Annotated in this window: 21 protein-coding genes; 14 read left to right on the top strand and 7 right to left on the bottom strand. The window is 65.7% G+C overall.

The window, feature by feature from the left end; translation table 11 throughout:
• Positions 1 to 113 precede the first annotated feature (113 nt).
• The 3 genes from trpY to NO347_RS04440 all read left to right on the top strand — a co-directional run bounded on the left by trpY (position 114) and on the right by NO347_RS04440 (position 2648).
• Positions 114 to 617: a TrpY family transcription regulator gene (gene trpY / locus NO347_RS04450; RefSeq protein ID WP_256288457.1), complete on the top strand. Its 504-nt coding sequence runs from the start codon at positions 114 to 116 to the stop codon at positions 615 to 617.
• Between the two features lie 163 nt (positions 618 to 780).
• Positions 781 to 1461 carry an IMPACT family protein gene (locus tag NO347_RS04445; protein WP_256288456.1) on the top strand — a complete coding sequence of 227 codons (681 nt, stop codon included), beginning with the start codon at positions 781 to 783 and terminating at the stop codon, positions 1459 to 1461.
• Between the two features lie 335 nt (positions 1462 to 1796).
• A complete protein-coding gene (locus NO347_RS04440) occupies positions 1797 to 2648 on the top strand; it encodes a hypothetical protein (protein WP_256288455.1) in 852 nt (283 codons plus the stop codon).
• A 44-nt stretch (positions 2649 to 2692) separates the two neighbouring features.
• Here NO347_RS04440 and NO347_RS04435 read toward each other — a convergent pair whose 3' ends face one another.
• The 3 genes from NO347_RS04435 to NO347_RS04425 all read right to left on the bottom strand — a co-directional run bounded on the left by NO347_RS04435 (position 2693) and on the right by NO347_RS04425 (position 3892).
• The gene (locus NO347_RS04435; protein ID WP_121570776.1) at positions 2693 to 2905 is read right to left on the bottom strand and encodes a DUF7569 family protein; all 213 of its coding nucleotides are present in this window, start codon (positions 2903 to 2905) and stop codon (positions 2693 to 2695) included.
• Positions 2906 to 2955: 50 nt separating this feature from the next.
• Positions 2956 to 3636: a uracil phosphoribosyltransferase gene (gene upp, locus NO347_RS04430; RefSeq protein WP_256288454.1), complete on the bottom strand. Its 681-nt coding sequence runs from the start codon at positions 3634 to 3636 to the stop codon at positions 2956 to 2958.
• Positions 3637 to 3709: 73 nt separating this feature from the next.
• Positions 3710 to 3892 (bottom strand): DUF8107 family protein, encoded by a 183-nt coding sequence (locus NO347_RS04425; protein ID WP_121570774.1) that lies wholly within the window; start codon positions 3890 to 3892, stop codon positions 3710 to 3712.
• A gap of 56 nt (positions 3893 to 3948) precedes the next feature.
• On the opposite strand from NO347_RS04425, the gene NO347_RS04420 reads away from it, so the two are divergent.
• Positions 3949 to 4275, top strand: a complete 327-nt coding sequence (locus tag NO347_RS04420; RefSeq protein ID WP_256288453.1) for a hypothetical protein — start codon at positions 3949 to 3951, stop codon at positions 4273 to 4275.
• Between the two features lie 73 nt (positions 4276 to 4348).
• Positions 4349 to 4591 carry a zinc-ribbon domain-containing protein gene (locus NO347_RS04415; protein ID WP_256288452.1) on the top strand — a complete coding sequence of 81 codons (243 nt, stop codon included), beginning with the start codon at positions 4349 to 4351 and terminating at the stop codon, positions 4589 to 4591.
• A gap of 31 nt (positions 4592 to 4622) precedes the next feature.
• Here NO347_RS04415 and NO347_RS04410 read toward each other — a convergent pair whose 3' ends face one another.
• A complete protein-coding gene (locus NO347_RS04410) occupies positions 4623 to 5984 on the bottom strand; it encodes a GTP-binding protein (protein ID WP_256288451.1) in 1362 nt (453 codons plus the stop codon).
• 123 nt (positions 5985 to 6107) lie between these two features.
• On the opposite strand from NO347_RS04410, the gene NO347_RS04405 reads away from it, so the two are divergent.
• From NO347_RS04405 to NO347_RS04395, 3 genes are all read left to right on the top strand, one after another.
• Positions 6108 to 6404, top strand: coding sequence for a DUF7990 family protein (locus NO347_RS04405; RefSeq protein WP_121570770.1), 297 nt, complete (start codon positions 6108 to 6110; stop codon positions 6402 to 6404).
• 2 nt (positions 6405 to 6406) lie between these two features.
• A complete protein-coding gene (locus tag NO347_RS04400; protein ID WP_256288450.1) occupies positions 6407 to 7381 on the top strand; it encodes an ArsA family ATPase in 975 nt (324 codons plus the stop codon).
• A gap of 244 nt (positions 7382 to 7625) precedes the next feature.
• The gene (locus NO347_RS04395; RefSeq protein ID WP_256288449.1) at positions 7626 to 9431 is read left to right on the top strand and encodes a carbon starvation CstA family protein; all 1806 of its coding nucleotides are present in this window, start codon (positions 7626 to 7628) and stop codon (positions 9429 to 9431) included.
• Positions 9432 to 9541: 110 nt separating this feature from the next.
• On the opposite strand, the gene NO347_RS04390 is transcribed toward NO347_RS04395, so the two are convergent.
• Both NO347_RS04390 and NO347_RS04385 read right to left on the bottom strand, forming a co-directional pair.
• Positions 9542 to 10198 (bottom strand): DUF8052 family protein, encoded by a 657-nt coding sequence (locus NO347_RS04390; protein WP_256288448.1) that lies wholly within the window; start codon positions 10196 to 10198, stop codon positions 9542 to 9544.
• A complete protein-coding gene (locus tag NO347_RS04385) occupies positions 10198 to 10587 on the bottom strand; it encodes a cupin domain-containing protein (RefSeq protein ID WP_256288447.1) in 390 nt (129 codons plus the stop codon). The genes NO347_RS04390 and NO347_RS04385 overlap by 1 nt, the downstream gene beginning before the upstream one ends.
• Positions 10588 to 10682: 95 nt before the next feature.
• Here NO347_RS04385 and NO347_RS04380 point away from each other — a divergent pair, with 95 nt between their 5' ends.
• From NO347_RS04380 to NO347_RS04355, 6 genes are all read left to right on the top strand, one after another.
• Positions 10683 to 10895, top strand: coding sequence for a DUF8007 family protein (locus tag NO347_RS04380; protein ID WP_256288446.1), 213 nt, complete (start codon positions 10683 to 10685; stop codon positions 10893 to 10895).
• 188 nt (positions 10896 to 11083) lie between these two features.
• Positions 11084 to 11770 carry a DUF5828 family protein gene (locus NO347_RS04375; protein ID WP_256288445.1) on the top strand — a complete coding sequence of 229 codons (687 nt, stop codon included), beginning with the start codon at positions 11084 to 11086 and terminating at the stop codon, positions 11768 to 11770.
• A 78-nt stretch (positions 11771 to 11848) separates the two neighbouring features.
• On the top strand, positions 11849 to 12088 hold the full coding sequence (locus NO347_RS04370) for a DUF8001 family protein (protein WP_121570763.1): 240 nt from the start codon (positions 11849 to 11851) through the stop codon (positions 12086 to 12088).
• A 73-nt stretch (positions 12089 to 12161) separates the two neighbouring features.
• Positions 12162 to 12542: a helix-turn-helix domain-containing protein gene (locus NO347_RS04365; protein WP_121570762.1), complete on the top strand. Its 381-nt coding sequence runs from the start codon at positions 12162 to 12164 to the stop codon at positions 12540 to 12542.
• A 55-nt stretch (positions 12543 to 12597) separates the two neighbouring features.
• On the top strand, positions 12598 to 13863 hold the full coding sequence (gene thrC / locus NO347_RS04360) for a threonine synthase (protein WP_256288444.1): 1266 nt from the start codon (positions 12598 to 12600) through the stop codon (positions 13861 to 13863).
• Positions 13864 to 13962: 99 nt separating this feature from the next.
• On the top strand, positions 13963 to 14349 hold the full coding sequence (locus NO347_RS04355; protein ID WP_256288443.1) for a hypothetical protein: 387 nt from the start codon (positions 13963 to 13965) through the stop codon (positions 14347 to 14349).
• 92 nt (positions 14350 to 14441) lie between these two features.
• Here NO347_RS04355 and serA read toward each other — a convergent pair whose 3' ends face one another.
• Complete coding sequence (serA, locus tag NO347_RS04350; protein WP_256288442.1) at positions 14442 to 16049, bottom strand: phosphoglycerate dehydrogenase; 1608 nt, start codon at positions 16047 to 16049, stop codon at positions 14442 to 14444.
• Between the last annotated feature and the right edge of the window lie 88 nt (positions 16050 to 16137).

The raw sequence follows: 16137 nt of genomic DNA, 5'->3' as shown, positions 1-16137 counted from the left end.
TTTCCACCCGAAACGGAGCCGTTTGATGTTTCCCTCAAAAGGGTACTGCCCGCCAAACGCTCTTGCCTGCCAAACGCTACTATAATAGCGTTGGCGACGCACCCTTCTGACGGATGTTCGACGAGATTATGGAGAAGTTCGAGGGAAGTCCGAGCCAGCAGGCGGTCATCCGCCTCCTCCTCGAACGTGGGTTCTCGGTCAACGACGACGGGCGGGTCGTCTCCGGCGGTATCGAGATCCCGAACACGGGGATCGCGCGCGAGATCGACGTCGACCGGCGCGTCGTCGATTCGACGACGACGGCAATCCTCGAGGACGAAGAGCTCAGACGCATCTTCCAGAACATCTCGTCGATCCCGAGCCTGATGGATCTCGCGCCCGTACTCGATCTGTCGGTGTTGACGATCGAGCCGAACGACGCCGAGCAGTCCGGTATCGTCGCCGAAGTCACCTCTCGGATCGCCGACCGCGGCATCTCGATCCGCCAGACGATCAGCGAGGACCCCGAGTTCACCGACGAGCCGAAGCTCTACATCGTCACCGACGAGCCGATCCCCGGCGACCTGCTGAACGAACTCTCCGGTCTCGCATTCGTCCGCCGCATCAGCATCGCGTGACCCCGGCTTCCCGTTTCCCGTTTCCCGCTTCCCACCTCCTGCTTCCCACTTTCCGCTTCCTGGTTCTCGCCCCCCGCTTCTCGCTTCGTCTCTCGATCGCGTCTCGTCTCTCCTGACCCACCGACGCGAATCCTTTTGAACGATGCCGGGCCTACCACGTGTTGTGACCGACGCTGCCGGCGGATCCGACGCCCGCGCTGACGCCTTCCGGACTGTCGCCGGACCCGGAAAAGCCCGCTTCGAGGTGAAAGGCTCCGAGTTCATCGGCTACGTCGCGCCTGCGAACACCGTCGCGGAGGCCGAATCGTTCGTCGAGGAGGTCCGCACTCGCCACCCGGACGCGACGCACAACGTTCCCGCGTACCGGGTCCCAGCCGCCGGAGAAGACGGGGCCAGCAGCACCGGCACTGGGTCGTCCGCCGCGACGATGCTCCGCGAGTACCAGTCCGACGACGGTGAACCGAGCGGTTCCTCGGGCAAGCCCGCGCTCAACGTCCTCGTCCAGCGCGAGGTACGGAACGTCGTCGCGGTCGTGACACGATACTACGGCGGGACGAACCTCGGCGTCGGCGGACTGGCTCGCGCATACTCGCGAGCGGTGAAAGACGCTGTCGACGACGCGGGAGTCGTCGAGACGGTGCCGCACGAGCGCTTCGACGTCACCGTCGCCTACGACGACTCCGGGACGGTCCGCGGACTCCTCGAAAGCGCGGACGTCGAGTTCGAAGCGGCCTACGAAGCCGATGTCTTCTTCGAGATCCGCGCACCCGTCGACGAGGCTTCTGATCTCCGTGATCGCATCCGTAGCGCGACCAGCGGGCGCGCGAAGATCGAGCACCGATAATACGTCGCCGGCCTTTCTCTCCTCGCTGCACCCGGTTTTTCACATCAGACGTGGTGTCCCTGGGGACACCGGCCGCGACGCCCTCAGATATACCGGCCGTGACGTCTCCGGGTGAGTACCTGTCTCACGGGTAGACTCCCGAGGGTTTCGGGGGTGGCTTTCGCCGGCCGCCTCCGATACGACATTCGACCGACTGCGACGACGTTCGAGACGAAATGGAGGGGTTCGATCTGACGAGAGGATCGGAGGATCGATAGACTCGTTCGTCTCTCGTAACTGAAACGCCCCTTTGTTTCACCCGGGGATACTTGCCGCCGGACGCTGAAGCGCGCCGTATGGTCGATATCGACTCGGAAACGCTGTTCAACGGCGCGGCGGCGGCTCTCACCACACTCGCCGTCCTCTTTTTCATTCTCAACGTCGAGTTCAACTACTCTCCCGTCTCGAAGGTCGCGATCGTCTTTCTGTTCCTCGCGCTGGTGCTCGCGATCTCCCAGCGAACCGACGATGCTCAACTGACGCTGCTCGGATACGGCGTCGTCGTCGTGTCTGTCGTTGGACTCTTCTTCGACGTCGTGAACACGTTCAACGTCGGCAGCGAACTCACCGTCCTCGGACTGCTACTCCTCGCGGCCGTGCTGTTCGCGCTCCGCACCCGCTTCGACGACCGAAACCACCTCCTCACCGGGAGACAGGCGGCGTCTCTCCTCGGCGTGATCGCGGTGTTGGCTGTCGTCGTCCTCGCTGTCGATGTTGCGACCGGCGGACTCGCGTACGAACTCCAGCCGGAGAGTCAGATCGAGATTGCTGAATCACCACGCGAAGATCTCCGCGTCGCCTCCGTCGTCGTGACCAACCCGACGCCGCTCCCCGAACGCGTCGAGACGCCGAACTACGCGGCGTGTGCGGCTGGCGACTGGAGCGAGTATCGGCCCCCGTCCGAACCCGCCCGTGAACGACCTTCCGCGCCCCGCGTCCACCTGAACGTACAGGACGGCTACAACGAGCACGTGATGAGTTTCGGCTCGAAGACGTATCCGGTGACGCTGTACCTCGACGCGGCGAACGCGACGGGTGAGACGTTCCGGATCGAACAGACTTCGTCGTGCCCGGACGACGAGTCGGGGACGCCCTATATTGCGATATACGAGCGCGCGACGGACGAACGACGCGTGTATCCGGTCTGAGCGGGCCGGATCCTTTTACCCACCGGCGCGAAACGCGCTTCTTCTCAGTCGACGATGATGTCCGCGTCGGCGTCGTGGACGTCCTCGCGGGCCCGTGGCTGCATCTCCATTCGATAGCGTTCGATCCAGTCGGCGAAGCAGCCGGGACAGAGGCGCTGGCTATCGACTTCCGAGCGGTCGACGTTCAGTTGGATGGTCCGCGCGAGCGGTTCCTCGATCGGTTCGCCACAGGCGTCACAGGGCTCGCTGCCGGTCATACGTGTCCCTGTGCGACCCGTCGGTAAAGGTGTTCACGTCGTCTGGGTTCTCAGGTCGTCCGGAACGCCCGGTCGCCGGCGTCGCCGAGTCCGGGCACGATGTATCCGTCGTCGTCGAGGTGGTCGTCGATGGCGACTGTCAGGAGGTCTGCTTCGGGGAACTCGTCCCCGACGCGGAGCAGTCCGTCAGGTGCTGAGACCGCCGAGAGCACGAACAGGTCTGCGGGCTCGGCTTCGCCGACTTCGGTGACGTGGTCGAGGACGGCACACATCGTCGAGCCGGTCGCGAGCATCGGGTCGGCGACGATGACGGTGTCCCGCTCGGTGATCTCCGGGAGCTTCACGTAGTCGATCGAGATCGGGAACTCCCCCTCGTCGTTCATCCCGGCGTTCTCGTCGCGGCCGGCGCTGATCACGCCCTGTTTCGCGCGGGGGAACGCCTTCAGGAGTCCTTCGACGAACGGCGTCGCCGCCCGCAACACGTTGATGATGACGACGTCGTCCAGTCCCCGAACGCGCTCGCCGGTCGTCTCCGTCAGTGGCGTCTCGACGGTGACGTACTCAGTTTCCATCGCGCCGTCGATGATCTCGTAGCCGCAGATCCGACCGAGCTTGACGAGCCCTTTCCGGAACGCGACCTGTTCGGTCCCGACGTCGCGGAGTCGCGAGAGCGTGTCTCTGGCGAGTGCGTGCGTGATCAGATACGCGTCGTCGCGATCTTCGATGGCCATAGGTACAGTCGCCGCTTCGGATCCACATAACTCCGGGGGTCTGCGGCGCGCCCGAGGGAATCCGAGGCCGGCCTCAGCGGGTCATAACGTACGTCACCGCCATAATTACGAGCGCCAACGAGCCGACGTTCACCGGCGTGAACGCCGCGATGCCGACGAGATCCAACCCCCAGACGACCACGGTCGCAAAGAGCGACGATAACACGAGGTTCATCACGAAGAGCACCCGTGGATCGCCCTGCGAAGTAGTCTCCATACTCGGCTCTCGCTCCCGGCCTTCACATATTTTGTGCTGGCGGCCGAACGCCAACTGTGTCCGTCCGAAATCGTGAGGGCGACCCGGTCGACCCGGTGCCGTTCGTCGTCGTCGCCGGCTCCGCGTGGCTTCTGTGTCTCTCCTTCGGCCCGCTGTATCTCGATGCGTTCGCCGTTCCTTGGCCCCGCGGCCTCGCCGTCTCCGTCGCAGCCGCGCTCGCGACGACGGTGTGGGCGTACCGACGATTCGTCTGGACCGTCGACCCGACGGTCCGCCGCGAACTCCCGGCGGACCTCCGCTTCCGCCGCATCTGCTACGGGGCGCTCGTATTCGGGGCCGTCCTCACTTTCCTGAGTCTGCTCGCGTTCGCGAGCGGGGGGTGACCGAACCTCTCCAGCAACGGTCATCACTGCGCTTTCCCGACCCGCACGCACGAGCGACGCGGAATTAACACTGTTGCGCCGGATCACGTCGGATCTGGGACTGCTCGGAACGATCAGAGACGCACTCGCGGCTTCGACGGAGTCACCGAACCGTGGTGACGCCACGTCGTCGACGCGTGGGTCCTACTGGTGCCACGACTGCGCCGAACGGATTCCGGCGCGCGACGTCGCCGACGACGCGCCGCCGACCTGTCCGGAGTGCGGCGACGAGATGGAACTCGAACGGTCGCCCGGATCGACTGGCTGCGCCTGCTAACGCCGGGAGGTCCGGATCCGACCGCATCGCCTCACTCGCCCGGACTCGCGAGGACGACCCTCTCACCGGGCTCGGTCGGGTAGCGGTCGAGCCCCGAAAGCGTCTCCCACTCGTCTTCGAACTCCGCGTCGGTGAGTAGCGCGTCGTCGAGGCGGTCGATCAGCGCCGACTCCTCGATATCCTGCCCGATGAACACCAGGCCGGTCCGCCGGTCGCCCCACGTCTCGTCCCACTCGTACCCGAGGTCCGATCGGTTGTTCCGGTAGCTTCGCTGCTCGAACTCGGGAAGGCTCGCGATCCACCGCCCCGTCGCCTCGACGCTGGCCGACGCGCCCGCCTGGCTGAACGTCAAGTGCGTTTCCTCGCGTCCGGCAACCCAGAGATGGCCCTTCGACCGCAACACCGACGCCGGAAGGTCCGCGAGGACGGCGGCGATGCGTTCGGGGTGGAACGGTCGCCGCCGTCGGTACGTGAACGAGGTGATGCCGTAGTCGTCCTCGGGGTGGGTGTGTTCGTGACCAGCGTGGTCGTGGCCGGTCTGTCCGTGGCCGTCGTGCCCGTGGCGGTCGCGGCTCTGATCGGTGTGGTCGTGATCGGCGTGCTCGTGGCTGCTATGGCCGTTCCCACGTCCGCCCGTTCTACCGGCATCTGCACCTTCCGCGGCATCCAGTGCTTGTTTCCACCCTGCTTTCTCCGCGGCCGCACCCGGGTCGAACAGGTCCACGCCGAGCACGTCGTCGATCGCGACGTCGCCGTAGGTGGTCGCGAGGACCCGCGCGTCCGGCCGCAGCGTGCGGACCACGCGCTCGACGCGCTCCCGCTCCGCGTCGTCGACGAGGTCCGTCTTGTTCAGCACCACGACGTCCGCGAACTCGACCTGCTCGACGAGGAGGTCCGACAGCGGCCGCCGCTCACCATCGCCGCCCTCGGCGACCGTCTCGGTCGGCTCTCCGTCGGGGCCGAACGTATCCGCGAACAGCCGACTGTCGACGACGGCGACGACCGCGTCGACGCGGTACTTCGCCGCCGCGGGCGACCCGCCGGTGAACAGGCGTGCCACCGGTGCCGGCTCGCTGATCCCCGACGGCTCGACGACGAGATGGTCGAAGGAACGCTCCTGTGCTAACTGCACGACGGCGGTTTCGAGGTCGTCGCGGAGTTCACAGCAGATACAGCCGTTCGACAGTTCCGTCACCTGCCCGTCGGCGACGGTGAGCTCCGACTCCTCGCTCACGAGGTCGGCGTCGACGTTCAACTCACCCATATCGTTCACGAGGACGGCGACGTCCCGATCGCCCGCACCCGACAGGAGGCGATTGAGGAGCGTCGTCTTTCCCGCGCCGAGGCTCCCGCTCAGAATCGTCACGGGCGTCTGATCCGACGACAGCGACATACTCTCTCTGGGCGCTCCCCCTATTTCAACGTCCGGACGAGTCCCGACCGCGGCCGACTTCGTGCGGCCGTGATTGCGTACGCCGGGCGATATGCTTTTATCTCGGAGACCGTACCTCGCGCTATGTCGCTGGTCGACCGGATCGAACGGTTCCGAGCGCACCTTTCGGAGTGGCTCCGCGGTCTCTATCACGGAATGATCACCCACCCTGCCTACGAGAAAATCGAGAAAGAAGCAGAGGACCTCGAAGACACCTTTATGCTCGCGTGCTTCCCGGAGGCCTTCGGGATTCCCTCGCCAGTGTCGTACTACACTGCGGAGTTGCTTCCGTACCTCGAAGACGAGTTCGAATCCTGGGAGCGCCGGATGTGGGATCGCGGCTCGCTCCTCGAACGAAAGGGCCAGCAGTACCACTTCTGACGATGCGTAAGCACGTATTCTTCGGCGGGAAGGGCGGCGTCGGCAAGACCACCGTCTCCTCGGCGTACGCGCTCGCCTCCGCGCGCTCGGATCTCCGCACGCTGATCGTGTCGACTGACCCGGCACACAGCACCTCCGACGTCTTCGACCAGCAGTTCGACGACAGTCCGACCGCCGTCGACGGCGTCGACGGCCTCGACGCGATGGAGATCGATCCGGAAGCCGAGACCGAGCGCCACCTGATGGAGACAAAGCGCGCGATGAGCGATCAGGTGAGCGCCGCGATGGTCAACGAGATCGATCGCCAGATCGAGATGGCCCACCAGACACCGGGCGCGTACGAGGCCGCGCTGATGGATCGCTTCATCCAGGTGATGCGGGAGGCCGACGAGTACGATCGGATCGTCTTCGACACCTCTCCGACCGGCGGCACGCTGCGACTGCTCTCGCTCCCCGAGATGCTCGAAGGCTGGATCGACCGCCTGGCTCACAAGCGCGAGCAGGCGATCGACCTCTACGAGCGGGCGGCCGTCGGGAACACCGAGCCCCGACGGATGATGGATGGCGACCCGATCCTCGACCGGCTCCGGACCCGAAAGGAACGCTTCGAGTTCGCCGGCAGGAAACTACGGAACGATTCGGCGTTCGTCCTCGTCGTCAACCCCGACGAACTCTCGCTCCGGGAGACGCGCCGCGCGATCGACGAACTCGACTCCTACGGCCTCGACGTCCGCGGACTGGCCGTGAACCGACTCACGCCCGAACCGGATTCTGACGAGGAGGGCCGCGGTGCGCGGTTCCTCCGCGACCGCGTCGCGACCGAGCGCGAGCACCTCGAAGAACTCCACAACTCGTTCGGTCCGCCGGTCGTAGCCGAGATCGAGACACGCGTCTCCGAGGTGAAAGGCAGCCTTCTGGACACGGTGGCCGCCGAACTCGACATCGACGTCGATCGGCCGTCGGCGTCGGCGGACTGATACTGTCGGACACCACGATGTGAAGGGTATTGCCGTCCCGTGGGTTCCAAAATGAGTCACGAACTCCTGTCCGACAGTATGAGCCCCGGATCGGGACGACCGCTGTCGACCCGACCGCTATCGGTTTCGATACTACAGAACCCCTCAGCTAACGTGGTTCAGCGTCGTGTCTCCCGCATATCAGGTTAACGATCGTTAAGATTATACGCTATCTACCCATGGTGCCGTGTGGAGTTACCACAATATGGTCCAGGTAATTTGGCTCGTCGTGGGGATTCTCGCACTGTTCTCGGTTGGGTATTTGGGGTACTCGAAGTACCTCGCCCAGTTCGTAGACCTCGATGACAGCCGCGAGACGCCCGCGCACAAGTACGAAGACGGTCAGGAGTACGTGCCAGCGAAGAAGCCAGTTCTCTTAGGACACCACTACTCGAGCATCGCGGGGGGTGCCCCGATCGTCGGCCCGATCACGGCCGGCGTCCTGTGGGGCTGGGTCCCGGCGCTCGCGTGGATCGCCATCGGGAATCCCCTGATGGGGAGCGTCCACGACTTCTCGTCGCTCTCGGCGAGTCTCCGCCACGACGGGAAGTCGATCGGCTACATCATCGGTGAGTACGTCGGCGAACGCGGCAAGAATATGCTGCTGTGGTTCGCGTTCCTGACGATCATCCTCGTCGTGGCCGTGTTCGCGCTCGTCGTCGCCATCGTGTTCAACGCCTACCCGCAGGCGGCGACGGCCAGCCTCATTTACATCGGGCTGGCGATCCTGCTCGGCGCGTGGCTCTACCAGTTCGACCTGCCGTTCCTGGCGGGGACCGGCCTGTTCGTCGCGCTGATGTTCGCCGGCGTCTGGGTCGGTATCCAGTACCCGCTCGCGCTCGTCCCGGGTGAATACCCGGCGGGAACGATCGTGCTGCTCAGTTCGCAGATGTCGTGGCTCCCGGCGGCGGGCGCCTTCGGCGCGAACACGGCGGCGTGGATCCCGATCATCTTGGTCTACGGTGCGGTCGCGAGCGCACTCCCCGTGTGGGTGCTGCTGCAACCGCGTGACTACCTCTCCTCGTTCCTCCTGTACACCGGCGTCGGCGGCGCGCTTCTCGCCGTCATCGTCGGCACGATCCTCGGTACGTCGAGCCAACCGCTCGTCACCAACCTCGAACCGTTCTACGGCTTCATCGGCCGCAACGGCGCCCCGCTCTTCCCGCTCCTGTTCATCACGATCGCCTGCGGGACGATCAGCGGCTTCCACTCGCTGGTCTCCTCGGGGACGACCGCGAAACAGCTGAACCGCGAGAGCGACGCTCGTCCGATCGGCTACGGCGGGATGCTCGGTGAGGGACTGCTCGCGACGGTCGCGCTCATCACCGTCGCGCTCGTCGCGCCCGACGTCGGCGGCGGGATCGGACTCGCGCTCCCGACCTTCGCGACCGGCGGCGGCATCCTGCTCACGAGCTTCGGAATCCCGACCTCCTTCGGTGGACCCTTTATGGCACTCGTGCTCGTGAGCTTCCTCCTCACGTCGACTGACACGGCCGTTCGCCTCGGCCGTTATATGATGGAGGAGATCATCGGCACGCCCGAATCCTCGGTGCAGTCGTTCGCCGCAGACCGCTACGGCAACGCGGCGCTCCAGACCATCCCGGCGTACATCCTCATCGCCAGCGGCTCGTGGGCGACGCTGTGGCAGCTCTTCGGCGGTGCCAACCAGTTGCTGGCGGCGCTCGCACTGCTGACGGCGACGGTGTGGCTGGCGAACTGGGACGACTCGAAACAGCTCATCAGCACCGGCGGCCCGATGGCCGTGATGGTCGTCATCACCGTCTCCGGGCTGCTCTGGCTCGCCTTCTACAGCAACCTCTACGCGAAGTTCCTCGATCCGACGTGGATGGCGGGCGCGTCGCTCGTCCAGATGCTGTCGGCGGTGGCACAGATCGTCCTCGCGCTCGTGTTGGTGTATCTCGGACTCGCGCTGGTCCGGATGGGCTACTCGAACATCAGTGCGATTCGCGACGGCGAGGAATCCGGCGGCTTCTCGCCGAGCGACGACTAACCGCACACGCGGCGGATTCTTTTTCTCGGTCTACTCTCTGTTTCCTTCTCGCTCTGCGCTCTCGATCCATCCACCCGGTGTCTACTCACCGCTCTCCCAGTCTCCCCGTCCTACTGCCCTGGATCGAGCCGCTTGGCCACCGCGTCGCGCAGTCGGTCGAGAATCGTCCCTTCGTCCGCCGGCGGGACGTCACGCCAGAGCGCGAACGCCTCGGCGGCCGCCGCGCTCTCGCTCTGTACGATCTCCTCGCGCTCGGGGACGACGACCGCGAGGCCGATCTCGTAGTGACCGTAGTACCCGAACTTCAGCAGCGTCCGGTCTTTGAACGACGCGACGAACTCGGCCACGTCCGGCGGAAGCTCCTCGGCGACGAGGACGAACGTGAAGTCGGTCCCGAAGTGCTCCTCGTCGGGCTCGACCCACGCCTCGTCGTCGGCGAGCTCGTGGCCCAACTCGACGAGCCGCTCCAGTTCTGCCACCGTCGGGCGGTCGAGACGACGCGCGAACACGAACTCGCGATGCTGGTGGTTCGCGTACTCCAGCGAGGGGTGGAAGAAGTGCTTCTGGCTCTTCATCCGCATCTCCGCGAACAGCGGGAACCGCTCGCCGCGGACGCTCTCGTCCTTCGAGAGGTCGTAGTTGAACATCAGCCGATCCGAGACCCGATCGAGGTACTCGTCGTCCCACACCGGGATCTCGTCGCGGTCGATTCCCGCCGCCTCGGCGGCCTCGGCCGGATCGAACGCTTCCGCGGAGTCCTCGGACATCACTCCGCGTCCGACGCTGCGGGGTCGTACGCGACGGCGTCGCCGTCTACGGCTGGTGCACCGACCGCCAGGACGACGAGGTCGGTGTCGGCGTCCGCCGGATTGTACGCGCGCTGGGGGCTCTCGGGGTCGACGGCGAACAGCTCGTCGGTGTCGACCACGAACGTCTCCTCGGGCGTCTCCACGTGCATCGTTCCCGAGAGGACGTAGAACGCCTCCTCCTGTTCCTCGTGATAGTGGTACTTCAGCGGCAGTTGCTCGCCCGGTTCGGCGCGGAAGCGATTGACCGCGACGTTCGAGAGCCCGGCTGCGCCGCCCAGTCGCCGCAGTTCACACGGCCGCCCGTCGGCGGGCGAGACCGTCTCGGCGTCGACCACGTGGTATCCCATACGGGTACGCTTCACACACAGACACAAAAGCCGCTCGGGACCCGTCCGATCGTCCCCGATTTTTATGTCTGTTCCGCGCCTTCGATAGAGTACCGATGCGCACGAACGACAGTGCTGAATCCTGCGGCCGCTGTTCGATGTCCACCGTCGTCGACGCGACGGACTCCGATCACGACGGTCCGTTTGATGGCGACCGTATCGAAGTCGACGACGACGCGCTCCGACGCGTCTCCCCGGGGGCGTGGCTCGGCAGTCTCGTGCGTCGCCTCGACGAGGCGGCCACGCGGTTCGTCCACGGCGAGCGCTGAGTCGCACCGATCGTCCGCGAGACTGACGAAGCCCCGCCGCAGTAGCACCCACACGCCGCTGCTGCCTGGTGATTTGCCCGATCAGACCGGGCACTCGCGAGCGAATAGGTAGCTGTTCTCCCCTGTCGAACGCCCGCACGTCGCGGAGTAGAGTTTTATACTTAGCCGTTCCTACCTCGTCCGAGACGATGGAAGAGAGTGTCTCCGGATTCAAAGTTCGGGGGACCTGGGGCGACGTCGTCGAACACGGCGAGCGCATCACGCGTGCCCTGCGCGACGCCGGTGTCGACGGCGAGGCCTTCGAGGAGTGGGACGAGTGGCGACCGAAGTCCCACGAACGACTCGGCGAGGACGTCAGCAAGAAGACCGCCGCCCAGGCGAGCGTCGCCGAAGGCGAGGGGGAGAAAGCCGGGAAAGCGCCCGACGAGGACCTCCAGACTGCGGGCGAGCGGCTGTCGGAGTCCTACGAGCACGTCGAGGAGGGCGACAGCGACGGCGCCGTCGAACGGTGGTCCGAATCGCTCGGCTACGTCGCGCGCGCGGCCGACTCGGCGGGCCGTCGCGCGCTCCGGCGCGTCGAGAACACGGTCTATCAGCGGGTGATGACCCAACTGGCCCCCTACTACTTCGACAACGAACTCGTCAGCGCCAACATCCAGAAGTCCACGCGCGGCGAGGACGAAGTCTCGTTCATCTTCGAGGTGAACGTCAACGACGACGACCTGAAAGCGGAGGTCAGCGACCGCCTCGGCGAGTTCGACGACGAGGTGACGCGCTGGCACGTCGACACCGAAAAGGAGACCGAGACGGTCGAGGCCGCAGAAGGCGTCGAACCGCCCCAATCCGAGGATCGGTCCCGTTCGACCACCAATTAATCGCTCGTTCTCTGTGGGATCTCGTCTGACCCCTCTCGCACCGACAATAGTCATATCCCTGGCGACGAATGGGAGTGTATGCCAGCGCCACTCCGCATCGAATCGGGCGAGCTAACCGGCCGGGAGATTCTCGACGTGCTCCAGGACGGCCGCCGCGTCGTCGTCGAGGCGGAACTGCTCGGCGGGACGCACGAACTCTCGCTCCGGCACGACGGCGAGATGTACTACTGCGATACACCGACGACGCTGCATAAGCACCCCGACGAGGAGTCGATGCTCACGTGCATCGAGAATATGGGGTACGGACGGACCGAGTGAACCCTGCCCTCGCCCTCTACCGGAACTGCCGACGACGCGGGACTTTAGTCGTGGCGGCGGTGAACTGAGGAGTATGAGCGACGTACCAGAGATGAGCGACCTCCTGGAGACCGAAGAGCCGGGGTTCCAGCAGGTGCTCGCCTGCGTGTTCGGGATCCAGCGTCACGAGAGCCGGACGTATCTCACGCTGCTCGACAGTCCGGGGAGCACCGTCGCGGAACTCGCAGACCTCCTCGACCGCGACCGGAGCAACGTCAACCGCTCGCTGACGACGCTGATGGAGAAGGGCCTCGCAGAGCGTGAACGGCGACTCCTCGACTCCGGCGGCTACATCTACCAGTATACGGCCACCGAACTCCCGCAGGCGAAAGAGATGCTCCACGCCGCGCTCGACGAGTGGGTCGACCGCGTCCACCGGAGCATCGACGAGTACGGACGAGAGGACGCGGCGTGATGACGTCGCACGCGAACCACCCTCCTTTTCACGGCCGAATACGACGGATACGACAATGAGCCTCGAACTCACCGCACCCACGCCCGACGCCCCCGAGGTGGCCGAGGACGGCGTCTGGCTCGCTGACATCGAGACGGGCGAGACGTACGCCCCGTTCGACGAGATCCGCTACACCGGCGAGGACGGCAACCTGCTGGAAGTACGCTACGCCGATCCGCCGACGTTCGAGGACTTCCAGGGCCAGGGCCGCGGCGTCTGGCGCTACCGCGCCGCGCTCCCGTTCGAGGAGGGCGTCAGCCTCCCCGAGGGCGACACGCCGCTGCACGAGGCACCTCGCCTCCGCGAGGAGATCGGCGTCGAGACGCTCCGCGTCAAACACGAGGGGATGAACCCGACCGGCTCGTTCAAAGACCGCGGGATGACCGTCGGCGTCCGCGTCGCGAAGGAACTCGGCGTCGACCGCCTCGCGTGTGCCTCGACGGGGAACACCTCGGCCGCGCTCGCCGCGTACGGCGCTCGTGGCGGGATGGAGACGCTCGTTCTCCTCCCATCGGGGAAGGTCGCGGCCGGCAAGATCGCCCAGGCCGCGCTCCACGACGCGCGCATCCTCGAAGTCGACGGCAACTTCGATGCCTGCCTCGACATCGTTCAGGACCTCGCCAAACTCGGTGAGGTCTACCTCCTCAACTCGCTGAACCCCTTCCGACTGGAGGGCCAGAAGACGATCGGCCTCGAAATCTTAGAGGAGTTCCGCGACGACTACGGCCGTTTCCCAGACCGCATCGTCCTGCCCGTCGGGAACGCGGGCAACACCTCCGCACTCTACAAGGCCTTCCGCGAACTGGTCCAGTCCGGCGCGCTCGATCCCTCGGAGGTCCCGATGCTCACCGGCGTACAGGCCGAGGGCGCCGCGCCGATGGTCGAGGCCATCGAGAACGGCTGGGAAGACACCAAGCGCTGGGACCACGTCGAGACGCGCGCGACGGCGATCCGAATCGGCAACCCCGTCAACGCGCCCAAGGCGCTCCCCGGCATCCGCCAGACGGGCGGCACCGCCGTCGCCGTCTCCGACGACGCGATCACCGAGGCCCAGCGCGACCTCGCACGCGAAGGGATCGGCGTCGAACCCGCCTCCGCAGCGTCCGTTGCTGGCCTCAAGAAACTCCGCGACAAGGGTGTCGTCGACGCAGACGAGGACGTCGTCTGTCTCACTACCGGCCACCTCCTGAAGGACCCCGACGCGGCGTTCGAGGCCGGCGGCAAGCCCGAACCCGTCGCCAACGACACGCAGGCGGTTCTTGACCTCATCGGCGCGAACTGAGCGCTCGCCGCTCTGTCTCTTTCGACGCTTATACCGGCCGACGACCGTCTGTCCTGTGTCTGACGGGTTTTCTTAGTCGTGTGACACCAATTCACACGTATGTCCTCCGCATCTTCCGAGCCACCGGTGAACGGGGACGATTCGATGACCGACGACCCGGGGTCGCGGACCGACGGCGGGGTCCAGTCGCTCGACGCCTCGGCCCTTCTGAATCGTATCGTCGAACTCGAACGGGCGAACCAGCGGCTACGCGAACGAAACGAGCGGCTCGAACGGAAGGCCGAACGACTCGCGTGCGATCTCGATCACCGCAGACTGGCGCACGGGTACACCATCGACGACTACGAACGTCGGCTCGAAACCGCGAACAGAGAACTCGCAGAACAGGATGCTGGAGCCGAAACGCGGCCCGGACGTCTCGTCGACGCCGTCGTCGGTCGGCTCACCGCGGTGCGGAATGCCTCTGAGGATCCGTCGCTGCTGTAGCGGGTGCGACTTATACTGTCGGACAGAACGATGTGAAAATCATCGGCACCCCGTGGGTGCCAACATCATTCACGAACTTCTGTCCGGCAGTATTACTCGTCTTCGCCTTCGTCGTCTTCGCCGTTGAGCGTGAGGTACTTGACGGCGATCATCCGGTCGTCGGCGAGAATCCGCTCTACGACTTTGTCGGGGACCGGGTCGTCGAGGTTGTAAACGGTGAGTGCCTCGCCGCCGCGGTCGTCGCGACGGGCGTTGAACATCCCTGCAATGTTGATGTCGTGTTCGCCGAGCACGGAGCCGATGAAGCCGATGACGCCCGGCTTGTCGGCGTTGCGTGCGACGAGCATCTTCCCGTGGGGGATCGCGTCGACGCGGTAGCCGTCGATCCGGACGATGCGCGGGTCGTCGCCCGCGAACAGCGTCCCGGAGACGCTGAGGGTCTCGTCCTCGTTGCCGACGCTGACGGTTACGAGGCTCTGGAAGTCGTCCGACTGGAGGCGCTTGGACTCGGTCACGTCGATGCCGCGCTCCTCGGCGATCTGCGGCGCGTTGACGGCGTTGACCTGCCACTCCAGCGGTTCGAAGACGCCTTTCAGCCCCGATGCGGTGACGAGTTCGACGTCCTCCTCGGCGATGTCACCCTCGTAGGCGACCTCGACCTCGGAGATCCGACCGTCGAGCAGTTGGGCGCCGATCTTGCCGGCCGTCTCGGCGAGGCCGATGTACGGCTGGATGCGCGGGAAGACGCTCTCGTCGACCGACGGCGCGTTCAGCGCGTTCATCACGGGCTCGCCCGCGAACGCCGCGTCGATCTGGTCGGCGATCGACGTCGCGACGTTCTCCTGTGCCGCCTCGGTGGACGCACCGAGGTGCGGCGTGACGACGACGTCGTCGACGGACAAGAGCGGGTGCCCCTCCGAGATCGGCTCGTTCGCGAAGACGTCGACTGCGGCGCCGTCGAGGACGCCGTCGTCGACGGCCTCAGCGAGCGCCTCTTCGTCGACGACGCCGCCGCGGGCGCAGTTGACGAGGAAGCCGCCGCCCATCAGCTCGAGTTCGTCGGTCGAGATCATCCCTTCCGTCTCGGGCGTCAGCGGCGTGTGGACGGTGAGGAAGTCCGCCTGCTCTAAACACGCCTCGAACTCGACGAGTTCGGCGCCGAGCCGGTCGGCGCGCTCCTCGCTGATGTAGGGGTCGTAGGCGACGAGGTTCATCCCGAGACCGTCGAGGCGCTTTGCGACCTCCTGGCCGACGCGGCCGAGGCCGACGATGCCCAGCGTCTTGCCGTTGAGTTCCGTGCCGAGGTAGTCGCTCTTGGCCCACTCGCCGGCTTTCAGCCGTGCGTGCGCCTGCGGGATCGAGCGCGCGGCGGCGAACGACATCGCGACGGTGTGCTCTGCGGCCGCGCGGACGTTCCCCTCGGGGGCGTTCGCGACGATGACGCCGTGGTCGGTCGCGGCGTCGATGTCGATGTTGTCGACGCCGATGCCGGCGCGGCCGACGATGACGAGGTCCGGTGCGGCGTCGAAGACTTCCTCGGTCACCTCGGTCCCGGAGCGGACGACGAGCGCGTTGGCGTCCGCGACCGCGTCCAGCAGCGCTTGGCCTTCCACATCGTAGGCTGTCTCTACGTCGTGACCCGATTCGCGAAGCCGTTCGAGGCCCGCGTCGTCGATCGGATCCGTAATAAGCACCTTCATATCCTAACCCACCTCGGGTTCGTGGTTAAACGTTTCTTCATCGGCGCAAACGGCCACCTGTGGCCTGTTACCGACTGTCTAGGGTTCG

Origin of the sequence: Halobellus inordinatus, assembly GCF_024464655.1 — an archaeon.
GTDB classification, from domain to species: domain Archaea; phylum Halobacteriota; class Halobacteria; order Halobacteriales; family Haloferacaceae; genus Haloquadratum; species Haloquadratum inordinatus.
This window is presented reverse-complemented; position numbering and strand designations above follow the sequence as displayed.